This window comes from Aeromicrobium sp. Leaf350, assembly GCF_916858655.1.
GTDB lineage: Bacteria > Actinomycetota > Actinomycetes > Propionibacteriales > Nocardioidaceae > Aeromicrobium.
This window is the reverse complement of the sequence record NZ_CAKASL010000002.1, coordinates 842,195-865,276: the sequence shown is the minus strand read 5'-3', so window position 1 is coordinate 865,276 and position 23,082 is coordinate 842,195. Positions and strand designations below refer to the sequence as shown.

Sequence of the window (23,082 nt, the reverse complement as noted above, 5' to 3'; positions counted from 1 at the left end):
CGCCGCGGGGGCCGCCGGGGGCGGGTCGAGCAACCCGTCAGGTAACAGTTCGGTTGCGTTCCCGTGCGTCGCCGTTACCCGGCTCGACATCAGGCGCGAAGTGGTGCGCGCGCCTCAGAACGCGGCGACGGCCGAGACCAGCAGTGGAGCGACGACCAGCGCCGGCAGCAGGTCGGCCACCGGGAACCGCGCGAGGTCCAGCAGCCGCAAGCCCACGCCGACCAGGATCAGGCCGCCGACCGCGGTCAGGGCTGCGAGCTGGGCCTCGGGCACGACGTCGCCGAGGAGCAGCCCGGTGACCGTCAGCAGACCCTGGATCACCCCGACGCTCAGGGCGGACGCCATGACGCCGATCCCGAGGGAGGCGGCGAACGCGAGCGAGGCGAACCCGTCGAGGACCGACTTGACGAGGAGCTCGTCCGCCCCGCGCCCGAGCCCCTCGTTGAGGGATCCGAGGATCGTGAGCGGCCCGACGCAGAACACCAGGGACGCCGTCACGAATCCGGTGACGAACCGGTCGTCGCCCTCCGCGCCGAGGCGGCGCCGCAACCATCCGCCGAGGTCGGCCACCCGGTCCTCGAGGCGCACGAGAGAGCCGATGATCCCGCCGATCGCGAGCGACCCGAGCACGATGAGCACGGGAGCCTGCGAGCCGATGGCCCGTTCGAGCGACACGTCGCTCACCGCGACCGCCGCCTGGGCGGCGAGGAGCAGCGTGACCAGCCCGAGCGCCGCGGTGACCGTCGTGCGCACCCTCTCGGGGAGGCGCTGACCGACCAGCAGACCGATCCCCGACCCGATCACGATGGTCAGGACGTTGGTCAGGGTGCCGACACCGATGGGCACGGGCACCTCCGGAAAGCGGGTACGAGCGGACGACGACTCGGCGTAGTCTGGCACCCATGCGACCGCGCTTCCCCCTCACGGTCCGCGAGGCCACCCTGGACGACGCCGCCGAGCTCGTGCGCCTGTGGCAGCACGCCGCCGACGAGGGCGGAGAGGCGGGGGCTGCGCACGCAGCGCTGTGGCACGAGCCCGACCTCGACGAGGCCACGGAGGCGCTCGCCTTCCAGATCGAGCACCAGCACCGCACCGTCTGGGTCGCGCTGCACGAGGACGTCGTGGTGGGCGCCGCCGCGGCGACGATCTCGACGATCACCCCGGTCACGCTCACGCGGGCGCTGGTCGTGACCGACCTCGTGGTCGATCCTGACCAGCGACGGCACGGCATCGCCTGGCAGCTGTTGCTCCGCGTCGCCGAGCACGGCGAGGAGAACGCCTGCGAGATCTACCTGGCGATCATCCCGGGGGCGGCCCGCGAGCCCGCCCGCTACCTGGCCAAGGTCGGGTTCAGCCCCGTCGCGTCGGTCCGCGCCATCACCGCGCCGGCCCTGCGGGCCAAGGTCGCCTCGATGGCGACGGCCTCGCCGGCCGGTCGGATGCTGGCGGTCCGACGGTCGATGCGCCGCCGTGAGGGCCGCACGACCTGACCCCGCGCGGGATGTCCGTGGCGCGCCGTAGGGTGGTCGCCGTGGACCGACTGCTGCTGATCGACGGCCACTCGGTGGCCTACCGTGCGTTCTTCGCCCTGCCCGTCGAGAACTTCGCGACCACGACGGGGCAGCACACCAACGCGGTGTTCGGCTTCACGTCGATGCTCATCAACGTGCTGCGTGACGAGCAGCCCACGCACGTCGCGGTCGCGTTCGACATCTCCCGGCAGACCTTCCGCACCACGGAGTACGCCGAGTACAAGGCCAACCGCGCGAAGTCGCCCGACGAGTTCAAGAGCCAGGTGCCCCTCATCAAGGAGGTGCTCGACGCCCTCGGCATCCGCACCTTCGAGAAGGAGGGCTTCGAGGCCGACGACATCATCGGCACGCTCAGCCTGCAGGCCGAGCGCGCCGGCATGGACGTCCTGATCTGCACCGGCGACCGCGACGCCCTGCAGCTCGTCACCGAGCGCACGACGGTGCTCTACCCCAAGCGTGGTGTCTCCGACCTCGCGCGCATGACCCCGGCCGCGGTCGAGGAGAAGTACGGCGTCGTCCCCGAGCAGTACCCCGACATCGCCGCGATGGTGGGCGAGACGAGCGACAACCTGCCCGGCGTCCCCGGCGTCGGACCCAAGACGGCGGCGAAGTGGCTCTCCACCTACGGCTCGCTCGGCGAGATCGTCGACCAGGTGGCCGACATCCCCGGCAAGGCCGGCCAGTCGCTGCGCGACCACCTCGACGACGTGCTGCGCAACCGCCGCATCAACGCGCTCGTCCGCGACCTCGACCTGGGCGTCGAGCCCGCCGAGCTCGCCTTCAGCACCGAGTGGGACCGCGAGGCGATCCACCGGGTCTTCGACGCCCTCGAGTTCGCCGCCCTGCGCGAGCGTCTCTTCTCCTACCTGGGCGGCGGGGCCACCACCGAGGAGACCGCCGCCAGCGCCGCGGTCGACATCGAGCTGGCCGAGCCCGGCCCGGGCCAGGTCGCCGCCTGGCTCGACGCGCACACGTCGGACCCGGTCGGGCTGGAGGTCGTGGGCGTCACCTCGACGGTCGGCGCGCGGGTCGACTCGCTCGCGGTCGCCACGGCCGACGGCCACGCCCTGTGGGTCGATGCCGCCGAGCTCGACCCGGCCGACGACGCCGCCATCGCCGCCTGGCTCGCCGACGCCGCGCGCCCGAAGGTGCTGCACGACGCCAAGGGGCAGCTGCACGCCCTCGCGGCCCAGGGGTGGTCCGTCGCAGGCCTCACGGCCGACACAGCCATCGCCACGTACCTGCTGCGCCCCGACCAGCGGGCGTACGACCTGGCGGACCTGACGATGCGCTACCTCAAGCGCGAGCTCGTCGACGTCGACTCCTCGGGACAGCTCACCTTCGAGGACGAGACCGACCAGACGGCGGTGCAGCGGGCGCGGGCCGCGCTCGACCTGTGGGCCGAGCTCGAGCCCGACCTGGAGTCCGCGGAGGCGCTGCCGCTGCTGCAGGGTCTCGAGCTGCCGCTCGTCGACGTCCTGCTCGCGATGGAGGACGTCGGCATCGCGATCGACACCGACCACCTCGACGCGCTCCACGCCGAGTTCACGACCCGCATGACCGAGGCGGCCCAGCAGGCCTTCGACGCGATCGGTCGCGAGGTCAACCTCGGGTCACCGAAGCAGCTGCAGGAGGTGCTGTTCGACCAGCTCGGCCTGCCCAAGACCAAGAAGACCAAGACCGGCTACACGACCGACGCCGATGCGTTGCAGTCGCTGTTCGTGAAGTCGGAGCACCCGTTCCTGGCGCACCTGCTCGCGCACCGCGACGTGACCCGGCTCCGGCAGACCGTCGAGGGGCTGCAGAAGACCGTGCAGGCCGACGGCCGCATCCACACGACGTTCGCCCAGACGATCGCCGCGACGGGCCGCCTCAGCTCGTTCGACCCCAACCTGCAGAACATCCCGATCCGCACCGAGTCGGGACGCCGCATCCGCGAGGCCTTCTGCGTGGGCGACGGCTTCGAGACGTTGTTGACGGCCGACTACAGCCAGATCGAGATGCGCATCATGGCGCACCTGTCCGAGGACGCCGAGCTCATCGAGGCGTTCAAGTCGGGGCGCGACTTCCACACCGTCATGGCGGCGAAGGTCTTCGACCGCGAGCCTGACGACATCGACGGTGGTCTGCGGGCCCGCATCAAGGCCATGAACTACGGCCTGGCCTACGGGTTGTCCTCCTTCGGCCTCGGCCAGCAGCTCGGCATCAAGCCGGGCGAGGCGCAGGTGCTCATGGACGACTACTTCGCGACCTTCGGCGGCGTGCGCGACTACCTGTTCGGCGTCGTCGACGAGGCGCGTCAGACCGGCTACACGGCCACCATGCTCGGTCGTCGCCGCTACCTGCCCGATCTGCAGAGCGACAACCGGCAGCGCCGCGAGATCGCCGAGCGCATGGCGCTCAACGCGCCCATCCAGGGCTCGGCGGCCGATCTCATCAAGGTCGCGATGCTCGGAGTCCAGCGTGGCCTCCGCGAGCAGGACCTCAGGTCTCGGCTGCTGCTCCAGGTGCACGACGAGCTGGTGCTCGACGTGGCGCCGGGGGAGCGCGAGACGGTCGAGAAGCTCGTGCGCGAGCAGATGGGCGCGGCAGCCGATCTCTCGGTGCCGCTCGACGTCTCGGTGGGCACCGGCCGCACCTGGCACGACGCCGCTCACTGACCGCCACCGCTAGCCTGGCCGCCATGACCTGGACCAGGGCCTCGACCGCGGCCGGCATCGTCGGACTCGTCCTGGCGAGCGTGTCGGGCTGCGGAGACGACTCGGACGAGGACGTCGACACGGCATCGGTCGACTCGATCCAGTACACCGTCATCGGCCCGTCGACCCCTCCGCAGTTCCACCAGGAGTACGTCGTCGAGATCACCGCCGAGGAGGCGACGATCCGGGTCGGCACGTACGGCACGGTCGACGGCTCCGAGGAGCCCGCCGGCACGGCCACCGTCACCGTCACCGACGAGGTCTGGGCCGACCTGGTCGACGGCGCCGGCTCGCTGCCGTCGGAGGCCGGTGACGACGGCTGCACCGGCGGATCGACCCTGACGGTCGAGGTCGAGCGTGACGACGGCTCGACCAGCAGCACCGAGGTGTACGGCTGCAGCGAGAACAGCGACGATCTCGCCGACGAGCTCGAGGACCTCTTCGAACCGGTCCTGTCACAGTTCGACCTCGACGAGCTCGACCCCCGCGACTGAGGGGGAGGGTTAGTTCGGCTCAGCAGCACCTGCGGGACAAGCGGCATGGACGAAGCGGCGACCCCGGGCACTGTTGTGCGAGCGAGGACCGAGCGAGCCTCGAGGGGCGAAGGGTCGACCTTAACCGTCCGTTCGGACTGGAACCGCAGCGAATTATGGCGATCCGACTCTTGTGTTCGAACGTCTGTTCGAGTAGAATCGGAGCATGAGTTCAGCGGTCACGGTGCAGGCGCTTCGTGAAGCCGCGCACGCCCTGAGCTCTGGTGACCACCGCACCGCGTTGCGGGCGATCCAGGTCGCGCAGGACGCGTTGGATGCGGCGAAGGCGCACCACTTGGCCGAGATGGACCGCACGGCCGAGTTCGAGCTCGACGGGTCCTCCACGATCACCGCCTGGTCCCGGCTCCATCTCCGTCTTGATGCGAAACAGACCAAGTCGCTCATCGCCGCCGATGCGACGATGCGTGACCTGCCGCTGGTCGCGGAGGCCGCGACCGCCGGCCAGATCCGTCTCGAGCACGTCAAGCTCTTCACGTTCGGGATGAAGCACATCAGCCCCGACATCATCGTGAACGCGCAGCCGTGGTTGCTGGATGTGGCTCGCACGAATGAGCCGGTCGAGCTGCGGCGTGTGGTCCGCAAGCTTCGCGAGGCCGTCTATCCCGACGAGCTGGACGAGGCGTGGATCAAGGGCATGGCCAAAGAAGACTTCCAGCTCTCACCCGTTCCGGACGGGTGGCACGTGACGGGCTTCCTCAACACGCTGACGGGCGCGAAGTTCAAGGCCGTGCTCGACTCGTTCTCCATCCCCACAACCGCCAACGACGACCGCAGCTCGGCCGAACGACGCGTGGCTGCCCTCGACCGGACCATGACGGCGATCCTCGAATCGGGTCTGCCGACCAGCAAGGGGATCCGACCCCAGGTCAGTGTCATCGTGCCGGTCGACACTCTCCACGACGCGATGACCACGACCGCCGCGAGTGGTGGCGAGTCGGCCGAGCTTCAAGGCTTCGGCCCCATCGGACCCAAGCTGCTGTCCTACATCACCTGCACCGGTGAGAGCACGCCGATCCTCACCTCCTGCGGAGATGTGGAGCAGGCGCAGATCCTCAACGTCGGCGACACGATCCGCCTCGCCACCCCCGCCCAGCGCAAGGCGGTCATCGCCAAGCAGGCCGGCCAGTGTGCCGCGCCTGGTTGCACGAACACGCACCTGGAGATTCACCACGTGAACTGGTGGTCCCAGGGCGGCAAGACCAACATCGACGAGCTCGTCGGCTACTGCGAGTGCTGCCATGTGCTGGTGCATCAGGGGCTGCTGAAGGTCGAAGCCCACGGTGGCGGTCGGTTCACCATGACCACCCGCGACGGCCGACCCATCGACCTCACCCTCAGACGCACCACCCGCGAACGACTCCGCACCATCCGCAGAAACGCGCAGCAGGCCCGAGAACATCAGGCACCACTCCGCACCTGACGGTAGCTGCCGACCTCTCAGTCCCGCTCACCGTTGACGCGGCGCGCCCCCCAGGCGGTGAGTCGCTCCGCCGGACCGCGCCCGAGCGTCAGCGCCCACGCGGTGCACGCCGCCGTCAGCACGACGACCGAGGACGCCCAGAGCCCGTTGCCGTCGAAGGACGGGGGCCACCCGAAGGCGGTCGGCGCCAGTCCGATCGGCCAGACGATCACGGCGATCGACACGACGTGGGTGGAGTACGCCGTCAGCGGCATCGAACCGAGGGCAGCGACAGGCAGCAGCACCCAGCGCAGCGGTCGCGCCAGCAGGAGGCACAGTCCCAGCACCGCGAGAGCGAAGCCACCGGAGCCGATGATCTCGAAGGTGCCGCCGGAGTGCGGCGTGACGGCGAGGGCGGCCTGGGGAACGTTCGGGAGCCCGCCGACGTCCTGCAGCCGCTGCACGTAGTTCCCGCCCTCACCCGGCACGATCTCGGCGTCGTAGTCGTACTCGAAGCCGGTGGCCGAGGAGTCGCTGACGGACACCCCCTCGGGCAGGCCGTCGATCGCCGTGTTCACGACGTTACCGAGCCCGTAGCCCAGGGCGGCGAGCAGGAGGCCGGCCGCGAGGAGGCGGCCGGCGGTACGCGCCGTGCTGAGCCCCTGCCGGCCGAGGGCCAGCCCGGTCAGCATGAGTGGGATCCACACGGTCAGCGGATAGGTGCCCTGCAGCAGGAAGTTCGCGGCGGGGCCGGACCGACCGAGGGCCAGGGCCTGGACGGTGGCGGCGGTGACGGGGCCGAGCACGGCCACCGCGGCGGCGAGGACGAGCAGGGTGCGTCGACGCAGCCCCAGGAACGGGATAATGATCAGGAACAGCACGCCGTAGACCGACAGGATGACCGCGATCTCCGTGCCGAGGGACTCCAGGACGAGTCCGATGGCGAGCACGACCAGGGCGCGCCCCGCCATCCGCAGCCGCGCGCTGCGCAACGCCTCACCGGTCGGACGGGTCGTGCCTCCGCTCGCCAGGGCGACCGAGACGCCGGCGAGCAGGGCGAACAGGATCGCCGACCGTCCGTAGACCAGCGACCCCCACGTGCTCGGGTCGCGCCAGAGCAGCTCGGGCAGGGAACCGGTGTGCGCACCGATCATGCCCACCACGGCCAGCCCACGGGCCACGTCGATGCCCATGAGCCGCGGCGGACGCCCGAAGGTCGCCCACCGCGATCGTCGTGCCGGTGCGGTGGGTGCCTCCGGTGCAGGTGGCTGGGCGACCATCGTCGGTCAGAGGACCGCGCCGCTGCCGTCCGGACCCGGACCGCCGGCGCCGTAGGGGTTGCCGGTGGAGGCCTTGCCGTCCTCGATGTGCGCGTACGGGTCGGTGACCTTCTTCTCCTTCTCGTCCGGGTTGTCGGGCCAGCGCTCCTCGAGCACCACGGCGAGCGCGGAGGCGGTGAACACGGTCGACAGGATGCCGATCGACAGGCCGAGGAGGAGGGCGATCGCGAAGTCGGTGAGCGAGTCGCCACCGAGCACGGCGAGCGCGGCGAGGATGAACATCGCACCGAGGCCGGTGTTCACCGTGCGGGGGAGCGTCTGCACGATCGCCGCGTTGACGACGTCGCGCAGGTTCCCGGCGCGGTTCGCGAAGCGATGTTCTCGGATGCGGTCGAACACGACGATCGTGTCGTTGACGGCCAGTCCGATGATCGACAGCACGGCCGCCAGGAACACCCCGTCGACGGGCTTGCCCCACCAGGCGAAGATGCCGACGACGGCCAGGACGACCGAGACCATCGAGATCTGCGCGGCAATCGCGAACGTCCAGCGGAAGCGCCAGGCCAGGTAGATCATCTGCACGGCGATCGCGATCGCGAAGGCGATCAGCGCCTTGTTGCGCAGCTCGGTGCCGAGGCTGGCGGTGACCTGCTCGTCGCGCTCGATCTGGGCGCCGGCGCCCAGGTCGTCGATCGCGGCCGTGATCTGGTCGGCCTCGGCGTTCGAGATCTTCTCGACGCGCACCGTCACGTTCTCGCTGACGCCGTCGCTGGAGGACTCCTGCACCACGGCGCGGGGGAAGCCGGCGTCCGAGACGGCCTCGCGGGCGTCGTCGATGTCGACGGCCTCGGTCGTGGAGTACTCCAGGAGGCGGCCGCCCGTGAACTCGACGCCCAGGTCCAGGCCGCGCACGACGATGCCGCCGATCGAGATGATCGCGACGGCAGCCGTCACGAGCAGCCAGGTGCCGCTGCGCTTGATGAGCTGCGGAGGACGCTCGTCCAGGCGACGACGCACGAAGCCGGTCGAGGCGATGCCGCTGATGGCGGCGCGCTTCTGCACGACCTTGCGGTTCGCGGCCCACTCGGCCAGCACGCGGGCGATGACGAGCGCCGAGATCATCGACGCGATCGTGCCGATCGCCAGGGTGACGCCGAATCCCTTGACGGGACCGCTGGCCAGCAGGAAGAGCAGTCCGGCGGCGATGAGGGTCGTGACGTTGGAGTCGATGATCGCCGACCAGGCCTTGGTGAAGCCGGTCGTGACCGCCTTCGGCAGGCTGCGGTCCTTCTCGTCGCGCTCGGCGTACTCCTCCCGCGCTCGTTCGAAGGTCAGCACGTTCGCGTCGATCGCCAGTCCGATGGCCAGCACGAAGCCGGCGAGGCCCGGCAGCGTCAGCGTGGCGCCGATGCCGACGAGCAGGCCGAACGAGATCACGGCGTACGACGTCAGCGCGATCGTCGCCAGCAGACCCATCAGGCGGTAGACGAAGATGATGAACAGGCCCGTCAGCGCGATGCCGATGATGGCGGCCTCGATCGAGGCGTCGATCGCGGCCTCGCCCAGCGTCGCGCCGATCGTGCGCTGCTCGATCAGCTCGACCGGCACGGGGAGCGCGCCGCCCTTGATCAGCGCCGACAGCTCCTGCGCCGACTCGGAGTTGAACTGACCCGTGATCGAGGTCTGGTTGCCGCCGCCGGAGGCGCAGAGGTCCGACTGCACGGTCGGCGAGGAGATGATGCGGTCGTCCAGGACGATCGCGATGCGGCCGACGCCGGGACCGATCGAGCAGGCCTGCTGCACGAGCGACTGCCAGCCGCTCTGGCCGTCGCCGGAGAAGTCGACCGCGACGGTCCACCGGTTCGACTGGCTGTCGAGCAGCGCGTTGGCGTCCGAGACGCCGTCGCCGTCGAGCGCCGCCGGTCCGAGGTTGAGCGGGATGCCCTGCTCGTCGTCGAGGACCGTCTGGCCCTCGACGGGCACGGCGGCCGGGTCGGCCTCGCCGAGCACCTGGTGGAACGTCAGCTGAGCCGTGCTGCCGATGACCTCGGCCGCCTCGTCCGGGTCCTGCAGGCCCGGGAGCTCGACGATGATCCGGTTCTCGCCCGAGCGCGTGATGGACGGCTCGGAGACGCCCAGCGCGTCGACACGGCCGCGCAGCACCTCGAGCGCACGGTCGGTCGCCTCGGCGTCGGCCTCGACCCGCTCGGAGTCCTGCGTCTCGAGCACGATCTGCGTGCCGCCCCGGAGGTCGAGGCCGAGCTTGGCGGACTGGGTGTAGGTGAGGGCGAAGGCACCGGCGATGACCGCCAGGGCCACGACGGCTCGCCAGAAGGGCGCGCGCTTGGTCATCGATCGGCTTTCGTCGGTCGGGAAGAAGAGGTGACCGACGCAAGGCCGGTGGCCCGAGCATAACGTTCGCCCGTAGCCTCGAGGCATGGCGACTCAGCAGCTCGGTCACAGCGGCATCACGGTCTCGGCGGTGGGCATCGGCAGCAACGCCTTCGGGGCGCGTGTCGACGCCGACGGCACTCGCGCGGTGGTGGACGCGGCGCTCGACGCCGGCGTCACGTTCTTCGACACGGCCGACGTGTACTCGTTCGGGGCCAGCGAGGAGCTCCTCGGCGCCGCGCTCAAGGGCCGCCGCGACGAGGTCGTCATCGCGACGAAGTTCGGCATGGACCTGGAAGGCCTCAACGGCGACGACGGCGGTCGTCGCGGGTCGCCCGCCTACGTGCGCACGGCGATCGAGGCGAGCCTGCGACGGCTGGGTACTGACCACGTCGATCTGTACCAGCTCCACACGCCCGATCGTCAGACGCCGTTGGAGGACACCCTCGGCGCCCTCGACGAGCTCGTGCAGGAGGGCCTGGTGCGGGCGATCGGCAGCTCCAACTTCGCAGCCTGGGAGGTCGCCGACGCCCACTGGCGCGCCACCACGGCCGGTCACACGCCCTTCGCGACGGCCCAGAACGAGTACTCCCTCTACAACCGCGCCGCCGAGGTGGAGCTGGCACCCGCCTGCGTCGCCTACGACGTAGGACTGCTGCCCTACTTCCCGCTCGCATACGGGCTGCTGACCGGCAAGTACCGCCAGGGCGAGGCCGCGCCGGAGGGCACACGCCTGGCCGCGCAGGGTCAGGCGCGTCGCCTCGAGGGTGCCGACTGGGCACGGATCGACGCGCTGCAGGCGTTCGCCGACGAGCGGGGGATCGACCTCCTGACCCTGGCGATGGGCGGACTGGCGGCCCAGCCGGCCGTCGCCTCGGTCATCGCCGGGGTGTCGCGACCCGAGCAGGTCGCCGCCAATGTGGCAGCCGCTGCGTGGACCCCCACGCCGCAGGACCTCGAGGCCCTCGCCGAGATCGGCACCCCCGCGCAGACGCACACGACGTTCGCCACCTGACCCGCCGACCGGCGGTGGCCGGTCGTCGGGTCCCGGCGGGTCTACGATCGCCGCGTGGGCATCCTCCGAGTCGCCAAGCGTGCCGTCGTGGGGCGCAAGCTGCGCAGCACCCAGCTCGGGGAGACCCTGCTCCCGAAGCGGATAGCGCTCCCGGTCTTCGCGAGCGACGCGCTCTCGTCGGTCGCCTATGCGCCCGACGAGATCTTCCTCGTCCTGTCGATGGGCGGGCTCTCGGCGTACGCCTACAACTGGCAGATCGCGCTCTGCGTCGTCGTCGTGATGCTCACGGTGGTGGCGAGCTACCGGCAGAACGTCCACGCGTACCCGAGCGGTGGTGGCGACTACGAGGTCGCGACGGTCAACCTCGGCCCGAAGGCCGGGTTGACGGTGGCCAGTGCCCTGCTCGTGGACTACGTGCTCACGGTCGCGGTGTCGATCTCGTCCGGCGTCCAGAACGCGACCTCGGCACTCCCGTGGCTGCGCGGCCACGAGGTGCTGGCCGCCTCCGCGCTGGTGCTGCTGCTGATGGCGATCAACCTGCGCGGCACCAAGGAGTCGGGCACGGCCTTCGCGATCCCGACCTACGCGTTCATGCTGGCGATCCTCGGCATGGCCGGCTGGGGCTATGTGCGCTACCTGACGGGTGACCTCCCGCTGGCCGAGAGCGCCGAGTACGAGGTCATGGGGGAGTCGCCCTACGACTCGTGCACGGGACTCGCGATGGTGTTCCTGCTCGCGCGGGCGTTCTCCTCGGGGTGTGCGGCCCTGACCGGTGTCGAGGCGATCAGCAACGGCGTCCCCGCGTTCCGGCGGCCGAAGTCCCGCAACGCCGCCACGACGCTGCTCCTGCTCGGGACGATCGCCGTCACGATGCTGATGAGCATCATCGTGCTCGCCGACCTCATGCACCTGCGCTACGTCGAGGACCCGGCCGCGCAGCTCATGATCGACGGGAAGCCGGTCGGTGAGGACTTCGAGCAGCACACCGTCATCGCCCAGCTGGCCGGCGCCCTCTACGGCGAGTCGATCCTGTTCTACTTCACGATCGCCTGCACGGGCCTGATCCTGGTGCTCGCCGCGAACACGGCGTTCAACGGCTTCCCGGTGCTGGGCTCGATCCTGGCTCGCGACCGCTGGCTCCCGCGCCAGCTCGACCACCGCGGCGACCGCCTCGCCTACAGCAACGGGATCGTGCTGCTGGCCCTCGCCGCCGTCGCGCTGATCATCGCCTTCGACGCGGAGGTCACGAAGCTCATCCAGCTCTACATCGTGGGCGTCTTCGTCTCCTTCAACCTGAGTCAGCTCGGCATGATCCGCCACTGGAACCGTCTGCTCACGACCGAGACCGATCCGGCCGAGCGCAAGCGCATGCGGTTCTCCCGCGCGGTCAACGGCTTCGGCCTGGCGATGACCGCGACGGTGCTCGTCATCGTGCTGATCACCAAGTTCCTGGCGGGCGCCTGGATCGCGATCGTCGCCATGGTCGTGCTGTTCGTGCTGATGCGCGGCGTGCGCCGGCACTACGACGCGGTCGCCGACGAGCTCGAGATCGACGACGCCGACGTCACGCTGCCGTCGCGCGTGCACGGCATCGTGCTCGTCTCCAAGCTGCACAAGCCGACGATGCGCGCCCTCGCCTACGCCAAGGTCTCCCGCCCGAGCTCGCTCGAGGCCGTCACGGTCTCCTACGACGCCGACGAGATCATCGCCCTGCAGGACGAGTGGCAGCGGCGTGGCATCGACGTGCCGCTCGTCGTGCTCGACTCGCCCTACCGCGAGCTCGTGCGCCCCGTCGTGCGGTACGTCAAGGAGCGTCGCCGTGCCTCGCCCCGCGACGTCGTCACGGTCTACGTGCCCGAGTACGTCGTCGGCCGCTGGTGGGAACAGCTGTTGCACAACCAGACCGCCCTGCGGCTCAAGGGTCGCCTGCTGTTCGTGCCGGGCGTCATGGTGACCAGCGTGCCGTTCCAGCTCAGCTCGGCCGGACTCGCCCGCCTGCGCTCGGAGCGCCCGCTGGCCGGTGACGTCCGCCGCGGCGTCGAGGTGCAGGGACGCGAGACCGACCGGGATCCCCGTGCCTGAGTTGCTGCCGATCGTGGCCCTGCCGATCGTGGAGGGGGGCCCCGTCGCCCACGGTGCTCGATGGCTCGCTCCGCTCGCGAGTGGGCGCCGGGTGGTGGCGCATGTCTGAGGACCTGCCGATCGTGGAGGTGGGCCCCGTCGCCCACGGGGGCCACTGCGTCGCGCGGCTCGACGGGCAGGTCGTCTTCGTGCGGCACGCGCTGCCGGGGGAGCGGGTGCGGCTCCGGGTCACCGACGAGTCGTCGAGCTTCCTGCGGGCGGATGCGGTGGAGGTGCTGGAGGCGTCGCCCGACCGGGTCACGCCGCCGTGTCCCTGGGCCACGACCTGCGGCGGCTGCGACTTCCAGCACGCCCACCCCGTGGCGCAACGCCGTCTGCTCGGCGACGTGGTCCGGGAGCAGCTGCGGCGGCTCGCCGGGATCGACTGGACCGGTGAGGTCGAGGAGGTCGTGCCCGCACTCGGTTGGCGCACCCGGATGCAGTACACCCGCGGCGGCGACGGCCGGCTCGGGCTGCGGGCGCACCGCTCCCACGACGTCGTGGCGATCGACCACTGCCGCATCGCCCACTCCGATCTCCCGGACACGAGCGGTGCGCCGCTCGAGGCCGAGCGGGTCGAGGCCGTCGTCTCCTCGACGCACCAGCACGCCGTGATCGCCGACGGGCGTCGCGTCGACGGTCCCCGACGGCTGACCGAACGCGTCCACCACCGTCACTTCGGGGTGGCTGCCGGCGGGTTCTGGCAGGTCCACCCGCGGGCGGCGGAGACGTTGGTCGACGCCGTCATGGCGGCCGCCGAGCTGCGACAGGGCGACCGGGTCGCCGACCTCTACGCCGGCGTCGGCCTGTTCTCCGCGTTCGCTGCCGAGCAGGTGGGGACGAAGGGGCACGTCGTGAGCGTCGAGTGGGACCGGACCGCCTCGGCCGAGGCCCGACGCAACCTTACCGACCTGCCCCAGGCCGAGGTCCGCAACGGCGCGACCGAGCGGGTCACCCGGTCCATCGGCTCGGCCGACGTCGTTGTGCTGGACCCGCCGCGCGCGGGAGCGAAGAAGGCCGTGCGCGACATCGTGGGTCTCGCGCCCCGCCGCATCGTCTACGTCTCGTGCGACCCCGCGTCGCTCGCGCGAGACCTCGCCCGGTTCGCGGACCTCGGCTACGACCTGCGCGAGCTGCGCTCGTTCGCCCTCTTCCCGATGACGCACCACGTGGAGTGCGTCGCCGTGCTGGATGCTCGGTCGCAGGGAACATCCGAGGGTTCCGGCGCGTCCTAGCCGGGAGCCGTCGACCAGAGGACCAGACCTGCCATGAAGTACGCGGACGCAGCACGCTGCCCGGACTGTCGCGCGCTCCTCGAGGGCCGCCGCGCATGCGCCGTCTGCGGGTTCGACACCGAGTCGCCCGAGGTGACGCAGATCTGGAGCCACCTCGAGCAGATCGACGAGCTGGTCGCGCAGGCACGCGCGCGGGAGGTCGCGACTCCGGAGCCGGCTCCTGCCTCCGCGACGGTCCCGCCGCCGGTTCCCCCGCCTGTCACGACCCCGCCTGTCACGACCCCGCCCGTCGCGACCCTGCCCCCGCCGTTCCCCGGAGCTCCTGCGACGCCCGCCGCAGCACCCGGGGCCGGCCTCTCCGCCGGGTCGGTCATCCTCGGCCTCGGCGCCACGCTGCTGGTCGTCGCCGCGATCATCTTCGTCTCGTTCGCCTGGAGCGTGCTCGGCATCGGCGGCCGTGCCGCGATCCTCGCGCTGCTCACCGTGGCCGTCGCCGGGGCTGGTGGCTGGGCGTTGGCGCGGCGCCTGCGCGGCTCGACCGAGGCGCTCTGGCTGGTGTTCGCCGGGTTCCTGTCGGCGGACTGGTTCGCCGCCTGCGGGCTCGGCCTGTTCGGCCTCGACGGGCTCGACGGCTGGCAGGTGGCCGTGCCCTGGTGGGTCCTGCTGTGCCTCGCGTCCGCGGCGGTGGGCACGGCGTCGCGTCGCGTGGCCGACCACCCCGTCCTGACCCTCGAGGTCGCGGCCGGACTGTCCCTCGTCCCGGTCACCGCCACGATCGGTGCCGCGCTGGCCGACCAGGACGTGCGCCTGTTCTGGCTCATGGGCATGCTCACCCTGCTCGGCGCAGCCGTCGCGGTCGCCGCGCTGCTCCTGCGCCAGATGGTGTGGGCCGGGATCTCCGGGGCGGTCGCCGCCGTGTGCGGCGTGGTCATGGCGGTCGCCGCCGTCACCGAGGCGGCGGCGAACCGCGACCTCGACGCCTACGTCGGTCAGGTCCACGGTCTGCCCCTGCTCCTGGTGACCCTGGTGGTGTCCGGGCTCGCCGCGTGGCGTCCCGCCCGCGAGGCGGCCGTGGCCGTCGGGGTCCTGCTGCTCGCGCTGCTGGTCGCCCTCCCGCTCGTGGACCCGCTCGACGGTCAGGCGTGGTTGCTGTGGGTCGCCGGTCTGGCGGTCCTGGTCGCCGTGCTCCGTCTGCCGACGGCGGTCGGTCCGAGCGCCGTCGGGCTCGGGCTCGCCGTGGCGACGGGTGTTCTCGGTGTCGTCGTGCTGATGGCCTGGTTCGTCGGACTGGCGCCGATCGGCACGGTCCTCGACGCAGCCGCTCAGGGGCCGCGCGACCTCTCGCTCTTCCACGGCGTGCCCCGGCCGTCGCGTCTCTCGACCCTCGACTGGTGGGCCACGGTCGTCACCGGGTCCGGTCTCGTGGGGGTCCTGCTCGCCGCCGGGCGCGGACACGGCGTGCCGGAGTCGCTGCGCCGCTGCGCTGACGTCGTCGCCGGGCTCGTGCTCGCCGTGACGGTGGCCGCGGTGCTCGCCGACCAGGGCGTGCCGGTCGTCCTGCTCGCCACGCTCACGCTCGTCGTGGGCCTGGTGCTGGTGGTCGTCGCCCGCTGGGTCGGGGTCGCTTGGGAGGCGCTCGGGCTCGCGGTGGTCCTCCTGTCGCCGCTCGTCGCGGCCGCGACGTGGAACGGGTTCATGCTCGTGGCGGCTGTGGCCGTCGTGGTCCTCCTGGTCCGGGCGGTCGTCGGTGCCCGCCTGGACCTCGCTCTGGTCGCGAATCTGGCGGCAGGTGTCTGGATCGTGATGCTCACCCTGCTGGCGGTGCGACACCCCGACGTCGAGCTCGAGGCTCGGGCCTCCGTCTCGGTCGTGCTGGCCGTCGCCCTGGTGCTGGCCGTCGTCGGCTCGGCGCTGCGACAGGCTCCGGTGAGGTGGACGCCGGCCGTCGGACTCGAGGGCGTCGGGGCTGCCGTGGCTCTCCTGACGCTGGCGGTCGGTGCCGGCCTCGGCGACGCCGCGTGGCTCGCGGCGTGGTGCACCGCCGCCGGTGTCACGACGACGGCGGTCGGCCTGCTGGTCACGGACCGACGGTGGGCCCGGATCCCTGGTGCCGTCCTGCTCGGTCTGGCCTGGGTGCTGCGGCTCGCGGCGTCCGACGTCACGACGGTAGAGGCCTACACGCTGCCGTTCGCGGCGGTGGCTCTCGCCGTCGGTGCGCTCGCCCTGCGGCGTGATCCGGCGCTCCGGACCCTCACGGCGCTCGGGGGAGGCCTCGCGCTCGCGCTGCTGCCGACCACTCTCGTGGCGCTCGCTGACCCCGTGTCGCTGCGGGCCGCCGTCCTCGGCGTCGTCGCGCTTGCGCTGCTCGCGGGTGGACTCGCGCTGCGCTGGCAGGCGCCGTTCGTGGCCGGCGGAGGCGTGCTGCTGCTGCTCGCGCTCGTCGAGCTCGCGCCCTATGGATGGGCCCTGCCGCGCTGGGTGCTGATCGGCGGGGCGGGCCTGCTGCTGCTGATCGGCGGCATCACCTGGGAGAGCCGCGTGCGCGACGGACGCGCCGCGGTGCGGTTCGTGCGCTCAATGCGCTGACATCACCCCGTCACGGGGACATGATGGGGGAATGAGCGAGCTCGCCGACGACGTCGAGGCGCAGGCACCGGAGCTGACCCTGCGTCAGCGCCGCCGCGACGCCCTCCTGCAGGACGCCCTGGTGTTCTGCACGGTCTTCTCGGCCGGTGCGCTCGCGTACGCGGTCGTGTCGCTGGTCGTCGACGAGACGGAGACCTTCTGGTCCGTCAGCCTGTCGGACGGCCTGATCCTCAGCGGGCTCGTCCTCGGTGAGCTCTTCCTGCTGTGGAACAACGGCGTCCGGCAGGGCGTCCGCGGGCACAGCATCGGGAAGCACCGCGTCGGCATCCAGGTCGTCGACGTCGGGAGTGGTCAGCCGGTGGGGTGGCTCCGCGGCTTCTGGCGCGGTCTCGTCGTGGTCGGCCTGCTCGACCTGGCCCTGGCCGTGATCCCGGTCGGCCTGCCGACGGTGCTGCGCCGTCTGACGCCCGAGGCCTGGCACGTGGGCGCCTTCGCCTACATCGCCGTGCTCGTGCTGCTGGTGCCGCTGCTGCTGCCGACCGACCGTGGTCTTGCCGACCGCCTGTCCGGGACGACGGTCGTCCTGTCCGCCGACACCACGACGCCGGCGCACCGCTCGGCGCTCCTGGCGGTCGACGTGCTCGGCGTCGCGGGGGTCCTCGCCGTGTTCGTGCTGTACCTGAGCTTCCTCTGGCCGCTGATCGGCCAGATGCCCTCCCTCTGGTGACCGTTCTGTCTTGACGTCGTGTATCTTGATATCAAGACACAATCGAAGTCCCATCCGCCCGACGGGTTAGGTTGACCTGAGCGAGCGGCGACACCGCGAGGCGCGGCAGGATGGGGACAACTCGGCCTCAAGGAGATGCGTCAGATGTCCGTCGACAGCTTCAACGCCAAGGAATCGCTGCAGGTCGGCGATTCCTCCTACGACTACTACCGCCTCGACGCGGTCACGGGTGACGGCGTCGACGTCGCCTCCCTCCCGTTCAGCCTCAAGATCCTCCTGGAGGCGCTGCTGCGCACCGAGGACGGCGCGGACATCACCGCGGACGACATCCGCGCGATCGGCGCGTGGGACCCGAAGGCCGACCCGACGCAGGAGATCCAGTTCACGCCGGCGCGCGTGATCATGCAGGACTTCACCGGCGTCCCGTGCGTCGTCGACCTCGCCACGATGCGCGAGGCCATGGTCGACCTCGGCGGCGACCCGTCGAAGATCAACCCGCTCGCGCCGGCCGAGATGGTCATCGACCACTCCGTCATCGCGGACGTCTTCGGCACGCCCGAGGCGTTCGAGCGCAACGTCGAGATCGAGTACGAGCGCAACGGCGAGCGCTACAAGTTCCTCCGCTGGGGTCAGGGCGCCTTCGACAACTTCAAGGTCGTCCCGCCGGGCACCGGCATCGTGCACCAGGTCAACATCGAGCACCTGGCCCGCGTCGTGTTCACCAAGGACGAGGACGGCGGCCAGGTCGCGTACCCCGACTCCTGCGTCGGCACCGACTCGCACACCACGATGGTCAACGGCCTGGGCGTCGTCGGCTGGGGCGTCGGCGGCATCGAGGCCGAGGCCGCGATGCTCGGCCAGCCCATCAGCATGCTCATCCCGCGCGTCGTCGGCTTCAAGCTGTCGGGCGAGCTGCCCGAGGGCTCGACCGCGACCGACCTGGTCCTGACGATCACCGAGCAGCTCCGCAAGCACGGCGTGGTCGGCAAGTTCGTCGAGTTCTACGGTCCGGGCGTCTCGGCCGTGCCGCTGGCCAACCGCGCCACGATCGGCAACATGAGCCCCGAGTACGGCTCCACGATCGCCGTCTTCCCGATCGACGGCGAGACGACGAAGTACATGCGTCTGACCGGTCGCTCCGAGGAGCAGATCGCGCTGACCGAGGAGTACGCCAAGGCCCAGGGCCTGTGGCACGACGACGACCACGAGCCCCGCTACAGCGAGTACCTCGAGCTCGACCTCTCGACGATCGTCCCCTCGATCGCCGGCCCGAAGCGTCCGCAGGACCGAGTCGAGCTGACCGAGGCCAAGGGCTCCTTCCGCACTGCCCTCGCCGACTACACCGAGCAGGACGTCAACGGGTACGACGAGGCCGTCGACGAGTCGTTCCCTGCCTCGGACGCGCCGAGCAGCAGCGACTCCGGCACGAACGGCGACAAGCCGAACGCGCCGGCCCCCTCGGGTGCAGGCCGCCCGAGCAACGCGCAGACCGTCACGCTGGAGGACGGCACGACGTTCGAGGTCGACCACGGCGCGGTCACGATCGCCGCGATCACGTCGTGCACCAACACCTCCAACCCGTCGGTCATGATCGGCGCGGCGCTGCTGGCCAAGAAGGCCGTCGAGAAGGGCCTCACGCGCAAGCCGTGGGTCAAGACCACCCTCGCGCCCGGCTCGAAGGTCGTCACCGACTACTACGAGAAGTCCGGCCTCACGCCGTACCTCGACAAGCTCGGCTTCAACCTCGTGGGCTACGGCTGCACGACCTGCATCGGCAACTCGGGCCCGCTGATCCCCGAAGTCAGCAAGGCCGTCAACGACGGTGACCTCGCGGTCGTCTCGGTGCTGTCGGGCAACCGCAACTTCGAGGGCCGCATCAACCCCGATATCAAGATGAACTACCTGGCGTCGCCGCCGCTGGTCATCGCGTACGCGCTCGCGGGCACGATGGACACCGACCTGCAGACCAGCCCGCTGGGTCAGGACACCGACGGCAACGACGTGTTCCTGAAGGACATCTGGCCCTCGCCCACCGAGATCGAGGACGTCATCGCCTCGTCCATCTCGTCTGACACCTTCAGCTCGGAGTACGCCGACGTCTTCGCCGGCGACGAGCGCTGGCAGAACCTGCCGACCCCCGAGGGCGACACGTTCGAGTGGGACGAGGACTCCACCTACGCCCGCAAGGCGCCGTACTTCGACGGCATGGAGCTCGAGCCGTCGCCGGTCACCGACTTCAGCGGCGCTCGCGTGCTGCTGAAGCTGGGCGACTCGGTCACGACCGACCACATCAGCCCCGCCGGTGCGATCAAGAAGGACAGCCCGGCTGGCAAGTACCTGATGGAGAAGGGTGTCGAGCCGCGTGACTTCAACTCCCTGGGCTCGCGTCGCGGCAACCACGAGGTCATGATCCGCGGCACGTTCGCGAACATCCGCCTGCGCAACCAGATCGCGCCCGGCACCGAGGGTGGCTTCACGCGCGACTTCAGCGCCGATGGTGAGGTCACCACGGTGTTCGAGGCCTCGCAGAGCTACCAGGAGAAGGACATCCCGCTCGTCGTCCTGTCGGGCAAGGAGTACGGCTCGGGCTCGTCGCGCGACTGGGCGGCCAAGGGCACGGCGCTGCTGGGCGTCAAGGTCGTCATCGCCGAGAGCTACGAGCGCATCCACCGCTCGAACCTGATCGGCATGGGCGTGCTCCCGCTGCAGTACCCGGAGGGCGAGAACGCCGAGAGCCTCGGTCTGACGGGTGAGGAGACGTTCGAGTTCAGCGGCGTCACCGAGCTCAACGAGGGTCGTACGCCCAAGACCGTCAAGGTCACGGCTGTCGGCCCCGACGGATCGAGCACGGAGTTCGACGCGGTCGTCCGCATCGACACCCCGGGTGAGGCGAACTACTACCGCAACGGCGGCATCATGCCGTACGTCCTCCGCTCGCTCCTCTGATCCCCTGACCGCTCGCGAGTGAGCTTGTTGGTGCACACGAGAGACTTTGTTCTCTCCTGTCCACCAACAAGTTCTCTCGCGAGGGGTAACAAAGTCTCTCGCGAGCGGTACGTGTTTAGGGTGGGGGAGTGACGATCCACTCGGAGCACCCGTTCCTGCCGCCGGAGGGCGAGCGGTCGGTCGTGCGCCGGCTGCGCGGCCGGTGGCCCGGCGGTGTCTCCGTCGTCACGACCGGCACCGGCCGGTCGCGCGTAGGGCTCACGGTCTCCTCGCTCCTGGTCGTCGACGGCGACCCGGGAGTCGTGCTCGTGATGCTCGACCCGCTCGCCGACCTCGCGGACGCGCTCGGCCCGGACGTGCCATGCGTCGTCAACGTGCTCGCCTCGCCGCATCGCGACCTGGCCGAGGCCTTCGCCGGCGTGACGCCCGCGCCCGGCGGCCCGTTCACGCTGGGTGAGTGGCACGACGGGGGCCACGGGCCCGAGCTCGTCGACGCGGCCGCCACGGTCCGGTGCCGCGTCGCCACCGTGGCCGACCACGAGACCGGCTGGTCGGTGCGCCACGAGCTGACCGTCGAGGACGTGTCCCTGACCGACGTCGCGGTGCTGCGCCACGAGCGCGGCGCGTACCACTGAGAGCCGTCCCAGCGGGATGGGCGCGGCTCGCTAGACTGAGCGAATGGCCGCGAACGACTCATCGGACGCCGTAGGTGTCCTCGCCGGGATCACCTCCCCGCGCGATCTGGAGAGCCTCGACGCCACCGAGCTGGAGCAGCTCGCGGTCGAGATCCGCGACCTCCTCATCATGGCGGTCGCGGAACGCGGGGGTCACCTCGGTCCGAACCTCGGTGTCGTCGAGCTGACGATCGCGATCCATCGTGTCTTCGAGTCGCCGGACGACAAGATCATCTGGGACACCGGCCACCAGTCGTACGTGCACAAGATGCTGACGGGCCGGGCGAACGACTTCGGCGGCCTCCGCACCGAGACGGGCCTGTCGGGCTACCCCTCGCGGGCCGAGTCCGAGCACGACTGGGTCGAGAACTCCCACGCCTCCACGAGCCTGTCCTACGCCGACGGCCTCGCCCGCGCGCACGAGCAGACGGGCTCCGACCGCCACGTCGTGGCCGTGATCGGTGACGGGGCGCTCACGGGCGGCATGGCCTGGGAGGCGCTCAACAACATCGCGGCCCACCGCGACCGCAGGCTCGTCGTCGTGGTCAACGACAACGGCCGCTCGTACCGCCCCACGGTGGGCGGCCTGGCCGACAAGCTGACCCGTATCCGCACGAGCCCCGGCTACGAGCCCACGCTCCAGGCCATCAAGGAGCGCCTGACGGGTCGCGGCGGCGCGATCGGCCCCGCCACCTACGAGGCGCTGCACGCGGTCAAGAAGGGCTTCAAGGACGCCCTGGCCCCACAGGGCATGTTCGAGGACCTCGGCATGAAGTACATCGGCCCGGTCGACGGTCACGACCGCGTCGCGGTCGAGGCGGCCCTGACGTCGGCCAAGCGGTTCGCGGGTCCCGTGCTCGTGCACGTCCTGACCACCAAGGGTCAGGGCTACGACATCGCGGTCGACAACGAGAACGACCAGATGCACCAATCGGTCCCGTTCGACCGCGAGACCGGCGACGCCCTCGCCGTCGCTCCCGCGGGCTGGACGTCGGTCTTCCGTGACGAGATCGTGCGCATCGCTGACGGGCGCGACGACATCGTCGGCATCACCGCCGCGATGCTGCATCCCGTCGGGCTCGACGCGATGGCCGACAAGTTCCCCGACCGCGTCTTCGACGTCGGCATCGCGGAGCAGCACGCGGTCACGTGCGCCACCGGCCTCGCGATGGGCGGGATGCACCCCGTCGTCGCCGTGTACGCGACGTTCCTGAACCGCGCCTTCGACCAGGTCCTGCTCGACACCGCGCTGCACCGTTGCGGAGTGACGTTCGTGCTCGACCGCGCCGGTGTCACCGGTGACGACGGCGCGTCGCACAACGGCATGTGGGACCTCTCGCTCATGCAGCTCGTCCCCGGCCTGCACCTGGCCGCTCCGCGCGACGGATCCCGCCTGCGCGAGGCCCTGCGCGAGGCGGTCGACGTCGCGGACGCGCCGTCGGTCGTGCGGTTCGCGAAGGGTGCGGTGCCCGACGACCTCGAGGCGATCGAGCGGCTGGACGTCGTCGACGTGCTTCGCCGCGACGACGACCCGCAGGTGCTCGTGATCGGCGTCGGCTCGATGGCTCGCACGGCGGTCGACGCCGCCGAGCTGCTCGCGGCCGAGGGCATCCGCACCACCGTCGTCGACCCGCGCTGGGTCAAGCCGCTCCCGGCCGAGCTCCTCACGCTTGCGGAACGTCACCGGCTGGTCGTGACGATCGAGGACAACGGGCGCCAGGGCGGCGTCGGTTCCACCGTGGTGCAGGCCGTCAGTGACGCCGGTCTGCCGGTCCCCGTGCGCGTGCACGCGGTCGCCCAGGAGTTCCTGCCGCACGCGAAGCGCGACGTCCTGCTCGAGCGTCTCGGTCTCACCGCGGGTGCGGTGGCGGACGACACGATCGCCACGCTGTCCCGGCTCGCCGGGAATAGCGACCACTGAGG

15 protein-coding genes are annotated in these 23,082 nt (G+C 70.9%); 12 read left to right on the top strand and 3 right to left on the bottom strand.

The features are described from left to right. Window positions 1–114: 114 nt before the first annotated feature. Window positions 115–846 (bottom strand): DUF554 domain-containing protein, encoded by a 732-nt coding sequence (locus LO931_RS13210; RefSeq protein ID WP_229054185.1) that lies wholly within the window; start codon window positions 844–846, stop codon window positions 115–117. Between the two features lie 56 nt (window positions 847–902). On the opposite strand from LO931_RS13210, the gene LO931_RS13205 reads away from it, so the two are divergent. The 4 genes from LO931_RS13205 (at window position 903) to LO931_RS13190 (ending at window position 6,205) form a co-directional block, all read left to right on the top strand. Further along, window positions 903–1,490 (top strand): GNAT family N-acetyltransferase, encoded by a 588-nt coding sequence (locus tag LO931_RS13205; protein WP_229054184.1) that lies wholly within the window; start codon window positions 903–905, stop codon window positions 1,488–1,490. 11 nt (window positions 1,491–1,501) lie between these two features. Next, window positions 1,502–4,192: a DNA polymerase I gene (gene polA / locus LO931_RS13200; protein WP_229054183.1), complete on the top strand. Its 2,691-nt coding sequence runs from the start codon at window positions 1,502–1,504 to the stop codon at window positions 4,190–4,192. A 23-nt stretch (window positions 4,193–4,215) separates the two neighbouring features. Then, entirely contained in the window at window positions 4,216–4,725 is a 510-nt protein-coding gene (locus LO931_RS13195) for a hypothetical protein (protein WP_229054182.1), read from the top strand. A 205-nt stretch (window positions 4,726–4,930) separates the two neighbouring features. Beyond that, on the top strand, window positions 4,931–6,205 hold the full coding sequence (locus tag LO931_RS13190; RefSeq protein WP_229054181.1) for an HNH endonuclease signature motif containing protein: 1,275 nt from the start codon (window positions 4,931–4,933) through the stop codon (window positions 6,203–6,205). A 17-nt stretch (window positions 6,206–6,222) separates the two neighbouring features. Here the strand turns inward: LO931_RS13190 and LO931_RS13185 are convergent, their stop codons facing one another. Both LO931_RS13185 and secD read right to left on the bottom strand, forming a co-directional pair. Beyond that, window positions 6,223–7,377 carry a heparan-alpha-glucosaminide N-acetyltransferase domain-containing protein gene (locus LO931_RS13185; RefSeq protein WP_229054180.1) on the bottom strand — a complete coding sequence of 385 codons (1,155 nt, stop codon included), beginning with the start codon at window positions 7,375–7,377 and terminating at the stop codon, window positions 6,223–6,225. Between the two features lie 93 nt (window positions 7,378–7,470). Further along, window positions 7,471–9,816, bottom strand: coding sequence for a protein translocase subunit SecD (gene secD, locus LO931_RS13180; RefSeq protein WP_229054179.1), 2,346 nt, complete (start codon window positions 9,814–9,816; stop codon window positions 7,471–7,473). 85 nt (window positions 9,817–9,901) lie between these two features. Here secD and LO931_RS13175 point away from each other — a divergent pair, with 85 nt between their 5' ends. From LO931_RS13175 to dxs, 8 genes are all read left to right on the top strand, one after another. Beyond that, complete coding sequence (locus LO931_RS13175) at window positions 9,902–10,870, top strand: aldo/keto reductase (protein ID WP_229054178.1); 969 nt, start codon at window positions 9,902–9,904, stop codon at window positions 10,868–10,870. A 54-nt stretch (window positions 10,871–10,924) separates the two neighbouring features. Then, on the top strand, window positions 10,925–12,952 hold the full coding sequence (locus LO931_RS13170; RefSeq protein WP_229054177.1) for an APC family permease: 2,028 nt from the start codon (window positions 10,925–10,927) through the stop codon (window positions 12,950–12,952). A gap of 101 nt (window positions 12,953–13,053) precedes the next feature. Beyond that, window positions 13,054–14,226: a class I SAM-dependent RNA methyltransferase gene (locus tag LO931_RS13165; protein WP_229054176.1), complete on the top strand. Its 1,173-nt coding sequence runs from the start codon at window positions 13,054–13,056 to the stop codon at window positions 14,224–14,226. 33 nt (window positions 14,227–14,259) lie between these two features. Next, entirely contained in the window at window positions 14,260–16,812 is a 2,553-nt protein-coding gene (locus LO931_RS13160) for a DUF2157 domain-containing protein (RefSeq protein WP_229054175.1), read from the top strand. Window positions 16,813–16,843: 31 nt separating this feature from the next. After that, window positions 16,844–17,539, top strand: a complete 696-nt coding sequence (locus LO931_RS13155) for an RDD family protein (RefSeq protein ID WP_229054174.1) — start codon at window positions 16,844–16,846, stop codon at window positions 17,537–17,539. 144 nt (window positions 17,540–17,683) lie between these two features. Beyond that, window positions 17,684–20,485 carry an aconitate hydratase gene (locus LO931_RS13150; RefSeq protein ID WP_304523513.1) on the top strand — a complete coding sequence of 934 codons (2,802 nt, stop codon included), beginning with the start codon at window positions 17,684–17,686 and terminating at the stop codon, window positions 20,483–20,485. 128 nt (window positions 20,486–20,613) lie between these two features. Then, on the top strand, window positions 20,614–21,120 hold the full coding sequence (locus LO931_RS13145; RefSeq protein ID WP_229054172.1) for a flavin reductase family protein: 507 nt from the start codon (window positions 20,614–20,616) through the stop codon (window positions 21,118–21,120). A 43-nt stretch (window positions 21,121–21,163) separates the two neighbouring features. Then, the gene (gene dxs / locus LO931_RS13140; protein WP_229054171.1) at window positions 21,164–23,080 is read left to right on the top strand and encodes a 1-deoxy-D-xylulose-5-phosphate synthase; all 1,917 of its coding nucleotides are present in this window, start codon (window positions 21,164–21,166) and stop codon (window positions 23,078–23,080) included. Window positions 23,081–23,082: the final 2 nt, after the last annotated feature.

Excerpts from the sequence above, each read along its gene's own strand:
- LO931_RS13205 (WP_229054184.1), top strand. The coding sequence starts at position 903 with ATGCGACCGCGCTTCCCCCTCACGGTCCGCGAGGCCACCCTGGACGAC.
- polA (WP_229054183.1), top strand. The coding sequence starts at position 1,502 with ATGTCCGTGGCGCGCCGTAGGGTGGTCGCCGTGGACCGACTGCTGCTG.
- LO931_RS13195 (WP_229054182.1), top strand. The coding sequence starts at position 4,216 with ATGACCTGGACCAGGGCCTCGACCGCGGCCGGCATCGTCGGACTCGTC.
- LO931_RS13190 (WP_229054181.1), top strand. The coding sequence starts at position 4,931 with ATGAGTTCAGCGGTCACGGTGCAGGCGCTTCGTGAAGCCGCGCACGCC.
- LO931_RS13185 (WP_229054180.1), bottom strand. The coding sequence starts at position 7,377 with ATGGGCATCGACGTGGCCCGTGGGCTGGCCGTGGTGGGCATGATCGGT.
- secD (WP_229054179.1), bottom strand. The coding sequence starts at position 9,816 with ATGACCAAGCGCGCGCCCTTCTGGCGAGCCGTCGTGGCCCTGGCGGTC.
- LO931_RS13175 (WP_229054178.1), top strand. The coding sequence starts at position 9,902 with ATGGCGACTCAGCAGCTCGGTCACAGCGGCATCACGGTCTCGGCGGTG.
- LO931_RS13165 (WP_229054176.1), top strand. The coding sequence starts at position 13,054 with ATGTCTGAGGACCTGCCGATCGTGGAGGTGGGCCCCGTCGCCCACGGG.
- LO931_RS13160 (WP_229054175.1), top strand. The coding sequence starts at position 14,260 with ATGAAGTACGCGGACGCAGCACGCTGCCCGGACTGTCGCGCGCTCCTC.
- LO931_RS13155 (WP_229054174.1), top strand. The coding sequence starts at position 16,844 with ATGAGCGAGCTCGCCGACGACGTCGAGGCGCAGGCACCGGAGCTGACC.
- LO931_RS13150 (WP_304523513.1), top strand. The coding sequence starts at position 17,684 with ATGTCCGTCGACAGCTTCAACGCCAAGGAATCGCTGCAGGTCGGCGAT.
- dxs (WP_229054171.1), top strand. The coding sequence starts at position 21,164 with ATGGCCGCGAACGACTCATCGGACGCCGTAGGTGTCCTCGCCGGGATC.